A 15,470-nucleotide genomic window follows, 5' to 3' on the forward strand; every position below is an offset into this window, starting at 1 on the left:
AAACCTTGGTCATTGCTTTTGAAACGGACCCCAGTCCGGTTCCCTGATGTCTCCCGCCTGTCCCGCAAGCCGTGCCTTTATTTTTCCATCGAGCGTGGTCGTCATGAGCGCTTCGCGGCCTTGCAGGTGCGTTGCGTAGACGATCAGCTTGCTGTTCGGGGCAAAGCTTGGACTTTCGTCCGCGGAGGTGTCGGTGATCGCGCTGACGTTGCCGGTTGCCAACTCCATCACATGGAGTTTGAAGGCACCGCCCACGCGAGAGATGTAGGCCAACCACCGGCCATCGCCGCTGACAGACGGAGAGATGTTGTAGGTGCCGCTGAAGGTCACCCGCGTCGGGTTGCCGCCGCTGGCGCTCATCTTGTAGATCTGGGGCGCACCGCCGCGATCGCTCACGAAATAGATGGTGCCGCCGTCGGCCGAGTACACAGGCTCGGTGTCGATGCTTGCGCTTTGCGTCAGGCGACGCGGTTCGCCGCCGCCGGCCGGGATGGAGAACAGCTGCGAGCCGCCGTCGCGGCTGAGCGTGACGGCGAGCGAATTGCCGTCGGGCGCCCAGGCCGGTGCGCTGTTGGAACCCTTGAAGTTCGCAAGCAGCCGGCGCTGGCCGCTGGCCACGTTGTGCACGTACACGACCGGCTTGCGCGATTCGAAGGACACGTATGCCAGCTGCTGGCCATTGGAGGACCAGCAGGGCGAGATGATGGGTTCGGGGCTGGCGAGCGCGGCTTGTGCGTTCTCGCCGTCGGCATCGGCCACCCACAGCGAGTAGCGGCTGCCACCCTTGGTGACGTAAGCGATGCGGGTCGAGAAGATGCCCTTTTCGCCGGTCAGCTTCTCGTAGACGTAGTCGGCAATGCGGTGCGAGGCAAGGCGCAGGTCGCCTTGCGGCACGGTGTAGCTCTGGCCACCGAGATCCTGCCCTTTCACCACATCCCACAGGCGGAACTTCACGTCGAAGCGGCCGTCGCCCAGCCGGGTGACGCTGCCCACCACGAGCGAGTCGGCGGTGCGCTGGCGCCACAGCGACAGGTCGGGACGGGAGGCTTCGTCCAGCGCCTGGCCCGAGGCATCCACGCCGCGGAACTGGCCGCTGCGTTCCAGGTCGGCCTGGACGATGTCCGAGATCTTCTGGGGCGAGCCTTCCTGGCCCTTGAAAGGAACGAGCGCGATCGGCAACTGCGTGAGCCCGACGCCCGACACCTCGACCCGGAACTGGGCCAGTGCAGGAATCATGGGGGTGGCAGCGAGGGCCGCAATGAGAGTGCGGCGTGCAAAAAGTGATGAAGAAGGAGTTGGAATTGGAGTTGGCAACGGCTTGTTCATGCGATTCGGAGAGGTTTCCGGGTAAAAAGTTCTCCCCGGCTTTGTCGGGCCACATGTTACACACTGGCTTGGGGCGGCCGTCACAAAACGTTTATCGAGCGGCGCGGTCCTACAGAAGCAACCGCGGCAAGCGCTGAACGAGGCCCCCCGTAGAATCCGCCGCCATGCAAGCATCCCCCGGCGGCGAGAACGCCCGCCCTCCCCTGATGCGCCGTCTGGCGCGACTCATGACCTGGTTTGGCGGTTCGCGCCAATGGTGGGCCCTCGGACTGAGCGGGGCGATGCTGGCTGCAATCACCGAGCCGCTAATGGCCGCGCTGTTGAAGCCACTGCTCGATCGCGGCTTCACGCGCGGCGAAATGCCCCTGTGGTTCGTGCCTGCCGCCGTGCTGCTGCTGTTCGCGGTGCGCGGCATCGCCCAGTTCATCTCCCAGTACGCCCTGTCGCGCATCGCCAACGAAGGCATGCAGAAGCTGCGACGGGTGCTGTTCGAGCACCTGCTCGGCGCCGAACTCGCGCTGTTCGCGCGCCAATCGGCCAGCACCCTGTCGAACACGGTGGTCTACGAAGTGCAGACCGGCGCAATGCTGCTGGTGCAGGCGCTGCTCGGCCTTTCGCGCGACGGCTTCACGCTCATCGCGCTGCTCGGCTATCTGGTTTACCTGAACTGGAAGCTCACACTGATCGTCGCATTCCTCGTGCCCAGCATCTCTTGGATCATGAAGGTGTTCTCCAAGCGGCTGTACCGCCTCACCCAGCAAGGCCAGCAGGCCACCGACGAACTGGCCTACGTGGTCGAGGAGAACGTGCTCGCCCACCGCGTGGTGCGCCTGCACGGCGCGGAAGGCGCGCAAGGCCGCCGCTTCGAACAGCTGAGCCAGCGACTGAACCGCCTGGCCGTGAAGTCGACCATCGCGCAGGCGGCCACCACGCCGCTCACGCAGATGATGGCGTCTCTCGCGCTGTCGGTGGTGGTGATGATCGCGCTCTGGCAAAGCGGCAAGCAGGGCTTCACGGTGGGCGGCTTCGTTGCCTACATCACGGCCATGCTGATGCTGATTGCGCCGATCCGGCGCCTCGCCGAAGTGGCCGGCCCGATCACGCGCGGCCTCGCCGCACTGGAGCGCGGGCTGGTCCTGATCGACGACGTGGCATCGGAGTCGCAGGGCACGTTCCAGGTCGAACATGCGGAAGGACACATCGAGCTGCGCAACGTGCAGGTCAGCTACCGAGGCGAAGACGAACAACGCGCGCTCGACGGCGTGAGCCTGACCATCGAGCCCGGCCAGGTGGTCGCATTCGTCGGCCCCTCGGGTTCGGGCAAGACCACGCTGGTCAATCTGCTGCCCCGCTTCGTGCAGCCCAGCGGCGGCCAGGTGCTGCTCGATGGGCACGACACCAGCGAATGGCAACTGAAGAGCCTGCGCGCCCAGTTCGCCATGGTGAGCCAGGACGTCGTGATGCTCAACGAGACGCTGGCCGCCAACGTGGCGCTGGGCGCAGAGATCGACCGCGAGCGCGTGCTGCAGTGCATCGCGGCGGCCAACCTCAGTGCGCACGTCGAAAGCCTGCCCCAGGGCATGGACACGGTGCTCGGCCACAACGCCACACAGCTGTCGGGCGGCCAGCGCCAGCGCCTCGCCATTGCCCGCGCGCTGTACAAGAACGCCCCCGTGCTGCTGCTCGACGAAGCCACCTCGGCCCTCGACACCGAGTCCGAGCGGCTGGTTCAGGACGCCCTGCAGCGCCTGATGCAGAACCGCACGACGCTGATCGTGGCCCACCGCCTCTCGACCATCCAGCACGCCGACCGGATCATCGTGATGGAGCAAGGCCGCATCGCGGAGCAAGGCAGTCACGCACAGCTCATGGCGCTGGACGGGCTCTATGCGCGGCTGCAGACACTGGCCGTGCGCAGCGCCACGCCGGGGCAGGATCCGACGCTCTAAAGCAGCACGATGTCGTACTGCCCCTGCCCGATCGCGGGCTCGGACTGCAGCGAAATCGGCTTGCCGATGAAGTCGCTCAGCCCCGCCAGGTGCTGGCTTTCCTCATCGAGGAACAGCTCGATCACCTGCGGCGACGACACGATGCGGAACTCGCGCGGCGTGAACTGCCGCGCCTCGCGCAGGATTTCGCGCATCACGTCGTAGGCCACGCTGCGTGCGGTCTTCACGATGCCCTGCCCGCCACAGGCCACGCAGGGCTCGCACAGCATGTGCGCCAGCGATTCGCGGGTGCGCTTGCGTGTCATCTCGACCAGTCCGAGCTGCGAGAAACCGCCGGCCGTGGTCTTCACTCGGTCGCGCGCAAGCTGCTTGCGGAATTCCGCCAGCACCTGCTCGCGGTGGTCGTCGCGGCCCATGTCGATGAAGTCGACGATGATGATCCCGCCCAGGTTGCGCAGCCGCAGCTGCCGTGCGATGGCCTGTGCCGCCTCGAGGTTCGTCTTGAAGATGGTGTCGTCGAAGTTGCGCGCGCCGACGAAGCCGCCGGTGTTCACGTCCACCGTAGTCAGCGCCTCGGTCTGGTCGACCACCAGGTAGCCACCCGACTTGAGCTCGACGCGCCGGCCCAGCGCCTTCGCGATTTCCTCGTCGACCGAATACAGATCGAAGATCGGCCGCTCGCCCCTGTAGTGCTGCAGCTTGCCGGCCGCCTTGGGCATGAACTCGAGGCCGAACTTCAACAGCACCTCGAACTGCTCGCGCGAATCGATGCGGATGGTCTGCGTTTCCTCGCTGGTCATGTCGCGCAGCACGCGCTGCAGCAGGCTCAGGTCCTGGTGCAGCAGCGACATCGGCGGCATGCGCATCGATGCCTCGCGGATGCGCGACCAGGTCTTGCGCAGGTAGGCGATGTCTTCGGCCAGTTCGGGGTCGCTGGAATCTTCGCCGTTGGTGCGCAGGATGAAGCCGCCCGTGTTGACGGGCACGACGCCGCCGCTGTCGGCAGCCGCGGCCGCCTCGATCAGCGCGAGCATGCGGTTGCGCAGCGACTCGCGCTGGTCCGACGGAATCTTCTGCGAAACGCCGATGTGGTTGTCCTGCGGCAGGAACACCAGCAGCCGACCGGCAATGCTGATCTGCGTCGACAGCCGCGCGCCCTTGGTGCCGATGGGGTCCTTGATGACCTGCACCAGCAGCGACTGGCCTTCGAACACCTGCTTCTCGATCGGCACCATCGGGCCGCCGTTGCGATGGTCGCGCTCAGGCGCCGGTGCGCTGGGCCGCGAGCCCGGCGTGAACGGCGAGACGATGTCGGCCACGTGCAGGAAGGCAGTGCGCTCCAGGCCGATGTCGATGAAGGCCGACTGCATGCCCGGCAGCACGCGCGACACCTTGCCGAGGTAGATGTTGCCGACGAGTCCGCGCTCGAGCGTGCGCTCGACGTGCAGCTCTTGCACCGCGCCGTGCTCGACCAGCGCCACACGGGTCTCCTGCGGAGACCAGTTGATCAGGATGTCTTGCATGGAATTCTCAGGTATTGAAACCGGCGCTTCGAAGCAGCTGCGCGGTCTCGAACATGGGGAGGCCCATGATGCCCGAATAGGACCCGCTGATGTGCTCGATGAACGCGGCCGCCGCACCCTGGATGGCATAGGCCCCGGCCTTGCCGAGCGGCTCGCCGCTGTCGGCGTAGCGGGCGATCTGCGCATCGGTGATGTCGGCGAAGCGCACGCGCGACACGCTGAGCGCCGCATGGCGCTGCGTGCCGTGCTGCAGCGCCACGGCCGTCAGCACGCGATGCGTGCTTCCTGACAGCATCCGCAACATGCGCGCGGCATCCTTCTCGTCCTCGGGCTTGCCGAGGATGGCGCGGCCAAGCGTAACCGTGGTGTCCGCGCAGAGCACCGGCGCCTCGGCCAGTCCGCGGCTCCGGAGCCGGGCCACGGCGGCATCGAGCTTCAGCGCCGTGACGCGCTGCACGTAAGTCGCCGGGGCCTCATTGGGCAGCACGGCTTCGAGCGATTCGGCGTCTTCGCCGGCATCGGCCAGCAGCAATGCATGGCGAACGCCGAGCTGGCCGAGCAGTTGGGCGCGGCGGGGGCTTTGTGAAGCGAGGTAGATGAAATCCGACAAGGCTCAGTGCTCCTGAAGGGCCGAGCGGCGGCCGCCCGGGTCCGAAAAGAAAGTGAAGGACTGCAAGGCCACCGATGAGGCATCGAGCCGCGCGGCCCGCCCGTCGGTGCTGGTCATTCGCGGTGGTAGGGATGACCTGCGTTGACCGACCACGCCCGATACAACTGCTCGACCAGCAGCACCCGCGCCATCGCGTGCGGCAGCGTCAGGTCGGACAGCCGGATGCGCTCGTGGGCTGCAGCCTTGAAGGCCGGGTCGAGGCCGTCGGGCCCGCCGATGACCAGGGCCACGTCATCGCCCTCGCCCTGCCAGGCCTGCAGCCGTGCAGCAAGCGCCTTGGTGGTCAGTGCCGTGCCGCGTTCGTCGAGCGCGACGATGCGCATGGCGCGCGCCGAGCTTTTGGCAATGGCGCCCTCGATGCGTTCGCGCTCGGCGGCATACAGCGTTTCCAGCGACTTGGAGCCGCGCGGCTCGGTCTTGACGGCGCGCAGCTCGAGCTTGAGCTCGGGCGGGAAGCGCTTGGCGTAGTCGTCCCAGGCAGTCTGAGCCCAATCGGGCATGCGTTGCCCGACGGCGACCACCAGCAGCTTCATGCGCGGCGGGCTGGCGCCTTCTTGGCTGCCGCCGCCTTCTTCGCAGCGGGCTTCTTGGCGGCGGGCTTGCCGACGACCTTGACCGGCACGCGCGCGGTGGTTGCCTTCTTGGCAGGCACCTTCTTCGCAGGCACCTTCTTCGCAGCCGTTTTCCTGGCCGGGGCCTTAGCGACCTTGGCTTCCTGCTCGGCTGCGCGGATCGCGGTCTTGGAGGCGCTCGAACGGCGCAGCGTGGGCTCCTTGCCGGCGGCCTTCTTCTTGCCTTCGGGTTCGTCCTTGACCGACGAGCTGGTCGCCATGGCAGGCTTGGCGCCGCCGAGCTTGGCGCGCACCGGCTTGTCGCCCCAGATCTCTTCGAGGTGGTAGTACTGGCGGATGGCGGGCTGCATGATGTGCGCCACGGCCGCGCCGCAGTCCACGATGATCCACTCGCCGTTGTCCTCGCCCTCGATGCGCGGCTTGCCGAAACCGGCTTCGCGCACCGCATCGCGCACGCTGGCGGCCAGCGCCTTGGTCTGGCGATTGGAGGTGCCCGACGCGACGATCACGCGCTCGAACAGCGGCGAAAGATGTTCTGTGTCGAATACCTGGATGTCCTGCGCCTTGACGTCTTCGAGACCATCGATGATGGCTCGCTGGAGTTTCTGGGTGTCTTTCTTGGCGGCGGCTTCAGTGGTCATCAGGCAGAGCGGTAGAGGTGGTGTTGGTCAATATAGCGTGCAACCGTGGGCGGAACCAGCGAGGAAATGTCCACGCCAAGCGCCGCGCAGCGCCGGATCTCGGTGGCACTGGTGTCCATGGGTGGCAGTTCGAGCGCCTCGAAACGAGCGCCAGCCGGAAGGCCGGGCAGCATTTTCGGATCAAAACGAGCAGTGTCGCCCGTCGATAATGCGCGATACGCTACAGAAACAATAGCAATGCCGAGTATATCCTGCCAGCCGTGCCAGGTCGGCAATGCGCTCGCCTGGTCGGCGCCCATGATCAGGACCAGCTGTGCGCCGGGCTGCTCCCGCTGCAGTTCGTTCAGCGTGTCGAGGGTGTAGGTCGGGCCGTCGCGCAGCACTTCGCGGCTGTCGACGACGACGGTGCCCTTCAGGCCGGAGAAGGCCAGGCGCGTCATCGCGAGGCGGTCTTCCTTCGGCGTCAGCGCCCTGCTCTTGTGCCAGGCCTGCCCGGTGGGAATGACGTGCAGTTCGGCAAGGTCCAATTGAGCCAGCGCGGCTTCGGCAAGCGCCACATGGGCGTTGTGCGGCGGGTCGAACGCGCCACCGAAAACGCCGATGCGGGGAGCTTTGCCGGAAGGGTTCACAACCAGTCGCGCCGCACGATGAAGTCGCTGTACAGCGCGGCTTCGGGGCTGCCCGGTTCGGGCTGCTGCCGGTAGGCCCAGCTTGCCAGCGGCGGCATCGAGAGCAGGATCGATTCGGTGCGTCCGCCCGACTGGAGGCCGAAGTGCGTACCGCGGTCCCACACGAGGTTGAACTCCACGTACCGGCCGCGCCGGTAGAGCTGGAAGTTGCGCTCGCGCTCGGTGTAGGGCGTGGCGCGGCGGCGCTCCACGATGGGCAGGTAGGCCGGCAGGAAACCGTTGCCCACCGAACGGATCAGCGCGAAGCCGTTCTCGAAACCGCCCTCGGAAAAATCGTCGAAGAAGATGCCGCCGATGCCGCGCTGCTCGTTGCGGTGCTTCAGGAAGAAATACTCGTCGCACCACGTCTTGAAGCGCGGGTACTTGTCGTCGCCGAAGGGCGCAAGCGCATCGCGGCACGCGGCGTGGAAGTGAACCGCGTCTTCCTCGAAACCGTAGCAAGGCGTGAGGTCCATGCCGCCGCCGAACCAGCAGACCGGCTCGCCGCCTTCGGGCAGGGCAGCCAGCATGCGCACGTTCATGTGAACGATGGGCACGTAGGGGTTGCGCGGGTGGAACACCAGCGACACACCCATCGCCTCGAAAGGCGCGCCCGCCAACTCGGGCCGGTTCTGCGTGGCCGAGGGTGGCAGCTTCGCTCCGCGCACCTGCGAGAAGCCGCAGCCCGCGCGCTCGAAGAGTTCGCCGCCTTCGAGGATGCAGGTCAGCCCGTGGCCGCTCAGCGGCTCATCCGCAGCCTTCTGCCAGGCGTCGCGCACACATGCACCGCCATCGGCCTTCTCGAGCGCCGCGATGATCGACTGCTGCAGCCCGCGAAGATATTCGCCGACCGCTGCCGGATTGGTTTGCAGCATCAGGCGCCGTGAGGGTTGCGCGCATGAATCGCGCGGAATCCGATGTCCTTGCGGTATTGCGCGCCGTCGAAGCTGACGCGCGCCGCAACCTCATAGGCCCGTTGCTGCGCCTGCTTCACGCTGTCGGCCAGCACGGTCACGCAGAGCACGCGGCCGCCGCTGGTCTTGAGCTCGCCGTCCTGCAGCGTCGTGCCGGCGTGGAACACCACGGCGTCGGGCGCCTCGGCCGGAATGCCGGTGATGCGGTCGCCCTTGCGCGGCGACAGCGGGTAGCCGTGCGCGGCCATCACCACGCCCAGGGCCACGCGCCGGTCCCATTGGAGCTCGACCTGGTCGAGCGTGCCGTCGGTGGCATGCCAGAACACTTCGAAGAGGTCGGACTTGAGACGCATCATGATCGGCTGCGTCTCGGGGTCGCCCATGCGGCAGTTGAATTCGAGCGTCTTCGGATGGCCTGCGGCGTCGATCATCAGGCCGGCATAGAGGAAGCCGGTGAACGGAATGCCGTCTTTTTCCATGCCGCGGATGGTCGGCAGGATGATTTCGCGCATGGCACGCGCATGCACCTCGGCCGTGACCACCGGCGCGGGCGAGTACGCGCCCATGCCGCCGGTGTTGGGGCCTTCGTCATTGTCGAGCAGGCGCTTGTGGTCCTGGCTGGTGGCCAGCGCGGTCACGTTCTTGCCGTCGCACAGTACGATGAAGCTGGCTTCCTCTCCCTGCAGGAATTCTTCGATGACGACGCGCGCGCCGCCTTCGTTGTGCGACACACCGAACTTGTTGTCCACCAGCATGAAGTCGACGGCCTCGTGCGCTTCCTGCGCGGTCATGGCCACCACCACGCCCTTGCCTGCCGCCAGGCCGTCGGCCTTGACGACGATGGGTGCACCCTTGGCATCGATGTACGCATGCGCCGCGGCGGCGTCGGTGAAGGCCTCGTATTCGGCCGTCGGTATTTTGTGGCGCTGCATGAACGCCTTGGAGAACGCCTTCGAGCTTTCGAGCTGCGCGGCCGCCTGCGTCGGGCCGAAGATGCGCAGGCCGTGCGCACGGAACTCGTCGACCACGCCCGCGGCGAGCGGCCCCTCCGGGCCGACCACGGTCAGCGCGATCTTTTCCTTGATGGCCCACTCGCGCAATGCGGCAGGCTCGGTGATGTCGATGCAGTCGTAGCGTTCGTCGCCCGCAGTGCCGCCGTTGCCCGGCGCCACGTACACGCGGCTCACCCGGGCAGCTTGCGCCAGGCGCCATGCCAGAGCGTGTTCACGGCCCCCGCCCCCAATTACCAGTACCTTCATTCGCGGGCCTTCATTTCTCGCAGTGATTCAACAAACAAACAGTCATTCATTCCGACAGCGAGGCGTTGTGATAAACGTCCTGCACGTCGTCCAGGTCCTCGAGCACGTCGAGCAATTTCTGCATTCTTGCGGCGTCCTCGCCAGTCACGTCCACGGTGTTCTCGGCGCGCATGGTGACTTCAGCCGCGTCGGGCTTCAGGCCCGCGGCTTCGAGCGCGTTCTTCACTGCTTCGAAGTCAGCCACGGCGGTGATTACCTCGATGGCGCCGTCGTCGTCGGTCACCACGTCCTCGGCGCCCGCTTCGAGCGCCACTTCCATCACCTTGTCTTCACTGGTGCCCGGCGCAAAGACGAACTGGCCGCAGTGCTTGAACTGGAAGGCCACCGAGCCTTCGGTGCCCATGTTGCCGCCGTGCTTGGAGAAGGCGTGGCGCACTTCGGCCACGGTGCGCACGCGGTTGTCGGTCATGGTGTCGACGATGATCGCCGCACCGCCGATGCCGTACCCTTCGTAACGAATTTCTTCGTAATTCACGCCTTCGAGATTGCCCGTGGCCTTGTCGATGTTGCGCTTGATGGTGTCGATCGGCAGGTTCACCGCCTTGGCCTTTTCCACCGCCAGCCGCAGCCGGGGGTTGGAGCCCAGGTCGGCGCCGCCGGCGCGGGCGGCCACCGTGATTTCGCGAATGGCGCGGGTCCAGAGCTTGCCCCGCTTCTCGTCCTGGCGGCCCTTCCGGTGCTGAATGTTCGCCCACTTGCTATGTCCGGCCATGGCTTTCTATCTCGCTGTCTTGTGTTTTCAAAGCAAGCTCCGAGTTTACTGTCCGGCGCACACAACGCCCGCCGCGGGCCGGGAATTCGGGGTAGGGCTTTTGGTGATAATCGTTCGATGACGCCATCGCCTTCCGTCGGGCCCGGGAATCCCGACATCCTGCCGCCGCACGCTCCTTTGCCGCTGTACTACAAGACCGAGGCCGAGCATCAGGCGTTCCTGCTGCGCATCTTCGACAGCACGGCGGCGGACTACGACCGCATCGAGAGCGTGCTGGCCTTCGGCACCGGTCCGTCGTACCGCCGTGCGGCACTGCAGCAGGCCGGACTCTCGGCAGGCATGCAGGTGCTGGACGTGGGCATCGGCACCGGGCTCGTGGCCCGGGAGGCGCTCAAGCTCATTGGCTCCATGGGCCACCTCGTGGGCGTCGATCCCAGCGCCGGCATGATGAGCCAGGTCAAGCTGCCCGGCGTCGAGCTGGTGCGCGGCGTGGCCGAAGCCCTGCCCCGGCCCGACGCCAGCTGCGACTTCGTGAGCATGGGCTACGCCATGCGCCACATCAGCGACGTGGCGGCGGCCTTCGGCGAATTCCACCGCGTGCTGCGCCCCGGCGGGCGCGTGGCGGTGCTCGAAATCACCAAGCCCGAAGGCCGCGTCGCCACGGCGCTGCTCAAGGGCTACATGCGTGCCGTCGTGCCGCTGATCGCCCGCGTGGTCGGCCGCCAGCGCAACACTTCCGAACTGTGGCGTTACTACTGGGACACGATCGAGGCCTGCATTCCCCCCGAGCGGGTGATGCAGGCGCTGGCCGCCGCGGGCTTTCGCGACGTGCGCCGGCATGCGAGCCTCGGCGTCTTCTCTTCCTATACCGCCATCAAACCCGAACATCCCGTCGAGGCCAGCTGACAGTGCGAGTTCAGGACGACACCTCTTCTTCCCATCTGCGCGTCGAGCGCCTGTCGCTGCCGGCCAGCCTGGCGCTGGCCACCGACGGCAAGGCGCCTTTCGCGGCGCTCGGCTATGGAACGCCGCACGGCGTGGCCTGGATGCCGACGGTCAACGCGTGTGTGCTGTCTGCCAACGGTGCCATGGCCGACGTGTGGCACGCGAGCGGCCCGAACATCAAGTCGGGCACCACCGGCATTGCGCGCTGGCGCACCGACGGGCACTGGCTGCTCGGCGCCATCGATCTCGACGAGGCCAAGGAAAGGCAGGGCCTCGCCGAACTCGCGCACCGCGCCTACCGCGATCTCTTCAAGACGCTCGACCAGGCCGGCACACCGCACCTGCAGCGCATCTGGAACTACCTGCCGCAGATCAACGCCGATGGCGGCGGGCTGGAACGCTACCGCCAGTTCAACCTCGGCCGGCAGGAAGCGTTTCTCGAAGCCGGCCGCGCTGCTTTCGAAGGCGCACCGGCGGCCTGCGCGCTGGGCATCCACCAGGGCGCCCTGTCGATCCGTTTCCTGGCCGGCCAGCAGGCGCCGCTACCGGTCGAAAACCCTCGGCAGGTCTCGGCCTACCGCTATCCCGAAACCTACGGCCCGCGCTCGCCGACCTTCTCGCGCGCCGCGCTGGCAGACATCGGCGATGGAAACATCGCGCTCTTCATCTCGGGCACCGCGAGCATCGTCGGCCACGAGACCGTGCACCGCGGCAACCTGCCGGAGCAGACGCGCGAAACGCTGCGCAACCTGCAGGCCGTGATCGCGGCCGCCAACGAGCGCGGCACGGCGAAGTTCTCGCTGGCCGAACTCGACTGCGTGGTCTACGTGCGGCATCCGTCGGACACCGAGACGGTGCGCAGCATCATCGAGGACACGCTCGGCGCCGACGCCCCGATGGCGCGCCACGCGGTGTACCTCGAAGCCGACATCTGCCGCAGCGACCTCCTGGTCGAGATCGAGGCCCACACGGTCGCGGCCGGCCAGCTGCGGGCCTGACCGGTCGTTGCCCGGCACCCATCGTCCGATTGACTGATTCAATGACTCGCGTGCTGCGATTTCTCATGTCGATTCCGCTCGCGTTGATGCTCTACGCGCTGTTGCTGTTCCTGGGCCTGATCTCGTTGGTCTGGAACTTCGTTGCCATGCTGATCCACCCGGTGATGCCGGCCGCGCCAGCACGCGCTCTGGGCCGCATGACCATCGCCTTTGCGTACCGCATGTTCTGGTGGCTGGCATCGGTGACCGGCATGATGCGCATCGACGCCACCTGCCTCGACCCGATGCGCAAGGAGCCCGGCGTGATCTTCGTGGCCAACCACCCGACCATGCTCGATGCACTGCTGCTGGTGGCGCGCCTGCCGCGCAGCGCCTGCATCATGAAGGCCGACCTGATGGGCAACATCTTCCTGGGCGCGGGTGCGCGGCTGGCGCGCTACATCAGCAACAGGTCGGCGCGCACGATGGTGCGACTGGCCGTGAACGACCTGCGCAACGGCGGCCAGCTGGTGATCTTTCCAGAAGGCACACGCACGGTGACGCCGCCGCTCAACCCGTTCCGCCCCGGCACCACGCTGATCGCCAAGCTCGCGCAGGCGCCCATTCAAACAGTGTTCATCGACACCGATTCGCCCTACCTCAGCAAAGGCTGGCCGCTGTGGCGCGTGCCGCCATTGCCCATCGTCTTCACCTTGCGGCTCGGCAAACGCTTTGCGCCCACGCAGAACAGCGACGTGCTGCAGGCCGAGCTCGAACAATACTTCCGCCAAAACATGGAGCAGCGCGCCATCGACGCGTCCCCCGAATGCCAGACGCCTCGCGCACCCACCTTGTCCTGATCCCCAGCTACAACACCGGCGAACGCCTGTTCTCGACAGTCGCGGCGGCGCGCGCGCAATGGAACCCCGTGTGGGTGGTGGTCGACGGCAGCGACGACGGCACGGGCGAGCGGCTGCAGCAGATGGCCGCCAGCGATCCCGGCCTGCGCGTGTGGGTGCTGCCGCAGAACCAGGGCAAGGGTTCTGCCGTGCTGCACGGACTGCGCGCCGCGAAGGACGCGGGCTTCACGCATGCGCTGACGATGGACTCCGACGGGCAGCATCCGGCGGACCTGATCCCGGCATTCATGAGGGCATCGCTGACCCGACCCGAGACGATGGTGCTCGGGCGCCCGGTGTTCGACGCCAGCGCGCCGCTGCTGCGCGTACGCGGGCGGCGCGTGTCGAACGGATGGACGCAGCTGGAAACGCTGTTCGCCGGCGTGGGCGATTCACTCTACGGATTCCGCGTGTACCCGGTGGCCGACCTGATCGCCGTGATGGCACGCCAGCCGTGGATGCGGCGCTTCGACTTCGATACCGAAGCCGTCGTGCGGCTGGCATGGCGCGGCGTCAAGCCCGTGAACATCGATGCGCCCGTGAAATACCTGACGGCCGAAGAAGGCGGAGTCTCGCACTTCCGCTATGGGCGCGACAACGTGCTGCTGACGTGGATGCATGCACGGCTGATGGTCGAATTCGTGTTGTGGCTGCCTGCGCTGGTGTTGCGCAAGCTGGCAAAGAAGCCGCCGTTCCAGGACTGATGTCTTGTCCCCTCCCCCTCCTGGAGAGGGTTGGGGTGAGGGGTTCAGCGCGCGCGGCGCGAACGCAGCAGCAGCGTGACCAGCAGCAGCGAGAGAACGACGAAAGCAATGAACGACCAGTTCGCCAGCGTCAGGCCGAACAGCGTCCAGTCGACCTTGGAACAGTCACCGCCGCCGCGGAAGATCATCGGCAGTGCGCGCTTCAGCGGGAAGGTCTCGATCATCCCGTAGAGGTCGCGCCCGCAGGAGACGACCTCGGGCGGATACCACTGCAGCCAGCTTTGCGAGGCCGCCGTGTAGGCGCCGCCAACTGCTGCGATCAGCGCCAGCACTCCGCCCGTGACACGCAGGCCGACGTTGCGGAACACCCCGGCCAGCCCGGTGAACAGCGCCACCAGCACCAGCGCATAGCGCTGCACGATGCACATGGGACAAGGCTCGAGCCCGACCACGTGCTGCAGGTAGAGCCCGAAGGCCAGCATGAGAACGCAGGCCAGGCAGATCAGCGCGAACGCGCGGCGCGGCGCGCCGAAGTACCAATCGATCAAGGAGACACCCAATCTTCTTCTACGAACACCCTGGCCTTGCGCGGATTGGCGACGACGGTGTCGCCTTCCTTCAAGCCCAGTTCCCGGAACTGTTGCGCAGGGAGTTGCGCCTCGATGATGGTTCCGGAGCCCGGATTATCTGGATTCGTTTCGGTGGGTTCAAGTTCCAGCCGCGCGATGGGCCCGACCACGATGGCGCGCGCCAGCGTGGCGACGATGCCGGAGGCGCCAGGCACATAGCGTGTCACGTCGATGTCATGCGGGCGCACATAGGCGCGCGCCCTGGCGTCGCGCGCGCCGCTGTGCTCGGGCGAGTCGAGGCGCATGCCTTCGAGCTGCACCTGGCCGTTGTCGGCCCGTCCATGGAACAGGTTCACGTCGCCCAGGAAGCCGTAGACGAACGGGCTCGCGGGCTTGTCCCACACGTCCTGCGGCGAGCCGACCTGTTCGATCTGGCCCTTGTTGATGACCACCACGCGGTCGGCCACCTCGAGCGCCTCTTCCTGGTCGTGCGTGACGAAGATGGAAGTGACGTGCAGCTCGTCGTGCAGCCGGCGCAACCAGCGGCGCAGTTCCTTGCGCACCTTGGCGTCGAGTGCGCCGAAGGGTTCGTCGAGCAGCAGCACCTTGGGCTCTACCGCCAGCGCGCGGGCCAGCGCAATGCGCTGGCGCTGGCCGCCGGAGAGCTGCGACGGGTAGCGGTCGGCCAGCCAGTCGAGCTGCACCAGCTTGAGCAGCTCGGTCACCTTGGCCTTGATCTGCGCGTCGCTCGGGCGCTCCTTGCGTGGCTTCACGCGCAGGCCGAAGGCCACGTTCTCGAACACGGTCATGTGGCGGAACAGCGCGTAGTGCTGGAACACGAAGCCCACCTGCCGCTCGCGCACGTGCACGTCGGTGGTGTCCTCGCCCGAGAAAAGAATGCTGCCCGCGTCGGCCGTTTCCAGGCCCGCGATGATGCGCAGCAGTGTGGTCTTGCCGCAGCCCGAAGGGCCGAGCAGCGCGACCAGTTCGCCCGAATCGACGTCGAGGCTCACGTCGCGCAGTGCGCGGAAGTCGCCGAACTGCTTGCTGATGTTGCGGATTTCGATGCTCATGATTTCTTC

General features: G+C 66.7%; 16 protein-coding genes. 5 read left to right on the plus strand and 11 right to left on the minus strand.

From position 1 onward, the window contains the following. Positions 1 to 9: 9 nt before the first annotated feature. Entirely contained in the window at positions 10 to 1,236 is a 1,227-nt protein-coding gene (gene tolB, locus AC1DFC_RS14390) for a Tol-Pal system beta propeller repeat protein TolB (protein ID WP_007829189.1), read from the minus strand. Positions 1,237 to 1,490: 254 nt separating this feature from the next. On the opposite strand from tolB, the gene msbA reads away from it, so the two are divergent. Then, positions 1,491 to 3,275, plus strand: a complete 1,785-nt coding sequence (gene msbA / locus AC1DFC_RS14395; protein WP_007829191.1) for a lipid A export permease/ATP-binding protein MsbA — start codon at positions 1,491 to 1,493, stop codon at positions 3,273 to 3,275. Here the strand turns inward: msbA and rng are convergent. From rng to AC1DFC_RS14435, 8 genes are all read right to left on the minus strand, one after another. Next, positions 3,272 to 4,798: a ribonuclease G gene (gene rng, locus AC1DFC_RS14400; protein ID WP_413331568.1), complete on the minus strand. Its 1,527-nt coding sequence runs from the start codon at positions 4,796 to 4,798 to the stop codon at positions 3,272 to 3,274. The genes msbA and rng overlap by 4 nt on opposite strands. A 7-nt stretch (positions 4,799 to 4,805) precedes the next feature. Further along, positions 4,806 to 5,408 carry a Maf family protein gene (locus AC1DFC_RS14405; RefSeq protein WP_413331567.1) on the minus strand — a complete coding sequence of 201 codons (603 nt, stop codon included), beginning with the start codon at positions 5,406 to 5,408 and terminating at the stop codon, positions 4,806 to 4,808. A 113-nt stretch (positions 5,409 to 5,521) separates the two neighbouring features. Continuing rightward, on the minus strand, positions 5,522 to 6,001 hold the full coding sequence (rlmH, locus tag AC1DFC_RS14410; RefSeq protein ID WP_007829199.1) for a 23S rRNA (pseudouridine(1915)-N(3))-methyltransferase RlmH: 480 nt from the start codon (positions 5,999 to 6,001) through the stop codon (positions 5,522 to 5,524). Beyond that, positions 5,998 to 6,681: a ribosome silencing factor gene (gene rsfS / locus AC1DFC_RS14415; protein WP_007829208.1), complete on the minus strand. Its 684-nt coding sequence runs from the start codon at positions 6,679 to 6,681 to the stop codon at positions 5,998 to 6,000. The genes rlmH and rsfS overlap by 4 nt, the downstream gene beginning before the upstream one ends. Then, the gene (gene nadD, locus AC1DFC_RS14420; RefSeq protein WP_413311647.1) at positions 6,681 to 7,310 is read right to left on the minus strand and encodes a nicotinate (nicotinamide) nucleotide adenylyltransferase; all 630 of its coding nucleotides are present in this window, start codon (positions 7,308 to 7,310) and stop codon (positions 6,681 to 6,683) included. The genes rsfS and nadD overlap by 1 nt, the downstream gene beginning before the upstream one ends. Further along, positions 7,307 to 8,224, minus strand: a complete 918-nt coding sequence (gene hemF, locus AC1DFC_RS14425) for an oxygen-dependent coproporphyrinogen oxidase (RefSeq protein ID WP_007829212.1) — start codon at positions 8,222 to 8,224, stop codon at positions 7,307 to 7,309. The genes nadD and hemF overlap by 4 nt, the downstream gene beginning before the upstream one ends. Continuing rightward, positions 8,224 to 9,522: a phosphoribosylamine--glycine ligase gene (gene purD / locus AC1DFC_RS14430; protein WP_413331566.1), complete on the minus strand. Its 1,299-nt coding sequence runs from the start codon at positions 9,520 to 9,522 to the stop codon at positions 8,224 to 8,226. The genes hemF and purD overlap by 1 nt, the downstream gene beginning before the upstream one ends. Positions 9,523 to 9,568: 46 nt before the next feature. Further along, positions 9,569 to 10,294 carry a YebC/PmpR family DNA-binding transcriptional regulator gene (locus AC1DFC_RS14435; RefSeq protein ID WP_007829214.1) on the minus strand — a complete coding sequence of 242 codons (726 nt, stop codon included), beginning with the start codon at positions 10,292 to 10,294 and terminating at the stop codon, positions 9,569 to 9,571. A 117-nt stretch (positions 10,295 to 10,411) separates the two neighbouring features. On the opposite strand from AC1DFC_RS14435, the gene AC1DFC_RS14440 reads away from it, so the two are divergent. From AC1DFC_RS14440 to AC1DFC_RS14455, 4 genes are read left to right on the plus strand one after another with little or no spacing between them, the layout of a single operon-like run. Continuing rightward, positions 10,412 to 11,200: a class I SAM-dependent methyltransferase gene (locus tag AC1DFC_RS14440; RefSeq protein WP_478179460.1), complete on the plus strand. Its 789-nt coding sequence runs from the start codon at positions 10,412 to 10,414 to the stop codon at positions 11,198 to 11,200. A 2-nt stretch (positions 11,201 to 11,202) separates the two neighbouring features. Then, positions 11,203 to 12,237, plus strand: coding sequence for a chorismate transformation FkbO/Hyg5 family protein (locus tag AC1DFC_RS14445; protein WP_478179461.1), 1,035 nt, complete (start codon positions 11,203 to 11,205; stop codon positions 12,235 to 12,237). 41 nt (positions 12,238 to 12,278) lie between these two features. Next, complete coding sequence (locus AC1DFC_RS14450; protein WP_007829217.1) at positions 12,279 to 13,076, plus strand: lysophospholipid acyltransferase family protein; 798 nt, start codon at positions 12,279 to 12,281, stop codon at positions 13,074 to 13,076. After that, entirely contained in the window at positions 13,043 to 13,819 is a 777-nt protein-coding gene (locus tag AC1DFC_RS14455) for a glycosyltransferase family 2 protein (RefSeq protein ID WP_478179462.1), read from the plus strand. Before AC1DFC_RS14450 ends, AC1DFC_RS14455 begins: the two co-directional genes overlap by 34 nt. Before the next feature lie 44 nt (positions 13,820 to 13,863). On the opposite strand, the gene AC1DFC_RS14460 is transcribed toward AC1DFC_RS14455, so the two are convergent. Both AC1DFC_RS14460 and AC1DFC_RS14465 read right to left on the minus strand, forming a co-directional pair. Then, positions 13,864 to 14,367 carry a disulfide bond formation protein B gene (locus AC1DFC_RS14460; RefSeq protein ID WP_007829219.1) on the minus strand — a complete coding sequence of 168 codons (504 nt, stop codon included), beginning with the start codon at positions 14,365 to 14,367 and terminating at the stop codon, positions 13,864 to 13,866. Continuing rightward, positions 14,364 to 15,461: a sulfate/molybdate ABC transporter ATP-binding protein gene (locus tag AC1DFC_RS14465; RefSeq protein WP_007829220.1), complete on the minus strand. Its 1,098-nt coding sequence runs from the start codon at positions 15,459 to 15,461 to the stop codon at positions 14,364 to 14,366. Before AC1DFC_RS14465 ends, AC1DFC_RS14460 begins: the two co-directional genes overlap by 4 nt. Positions 15,462 to 15,470 lie beyond the last annotated feature (9 nt).

The sequence above is a fragment of the Variovorax sp. 10L421 genome (assembly GCF_056395365.1).

Excerpts from the sequence above, each read along its gene's own strand:
- msbA (WP_007829191.1), top strand. The coding sequence starts at position 1,491 with ATGCAAGCATCCCCCGGCGGCGAGAACGCCCGCCCTCCCCTGATGCGC.
- AC1DFC_RS14440 (WP_478179460.1), top strand. The coding sequence starts at position 10,412 with ATGACGCCATCGCCTTCCGTCGGGCCCGGGAATCCCGACATCCTGCCG.
- hemF (WP_007829212.1), bottom strand. The coding sequence starts at position 8,224 with ATGCTGCAAACCAATCCGGCAGCGGTCGGCGAATATCTTCGCGGGCTG.
- AC1DFC_RS14465 (WP_007829220.1), bottom strand. The coding sequence starts at position 15,461 with ATGAGCATCGAAATCCGCAACATCAGCAAGCAGTTCGGCGACTTCCGC.
- tolB (WP_007829189.1), bottom strand. The coding sequence starts at position 1,236 with ATGATTCCTGCACTGGCCCAGTTCCGGGTCGAGGTGTCGGGCGTCGGG.
- rlmH (WP_007829199.1), bottom strand. The coding sequence starts at position 6,001 with ATGAAGCTGCTGGTGGTCGCCGTCGGGCAACGCATGCCCGATTGGGCT.
- AC1DFC_RS14450 (WP_007829217.1), top strand. The coding sequence starts at position 12,279 with ATGACTCGCGTGCTGCGATTTCTCATGTCGATTCCGCTCGCGTTGATG.
- rng (WP_413331568.1), bottom strand. The coding sequence starts at position 4,798 with ATGCAAGACATCCTGATCAACTGGTCTCCGCAGGAGACCCGTGTGGCG.
- AC1DFC_RS14455 (WP_478179462.1), top strand. The coding sequence starts at position 13,043 with ATGCCAGACGCCTCGCGCACCCACCTTGTCCTGATCCCCAGCTACAAC.
- AC1DFC_RS14435 (WP_007829214.1), bottom strand. The coding sequence starts at position 10,294 with ATGGCCGGACATAGCAAGTGGGCGAACATTCAGCACCGGAAGGGCCGC.
- purD (WP_413331566.1), bottom strand. The coding sequence starts at position 9,522 with ATGAAGGTACTGGTAATTGGGGGCGGGGGCCGTGAACACGCTCTGGCA.
- rsfS (WP_007829208.1), bottom strand. The coding sequence starts at position 6,681 with ATGACCACTGAAGCCGCCGCCAAGAAAGACACCCAGAAACTCCAGCGA.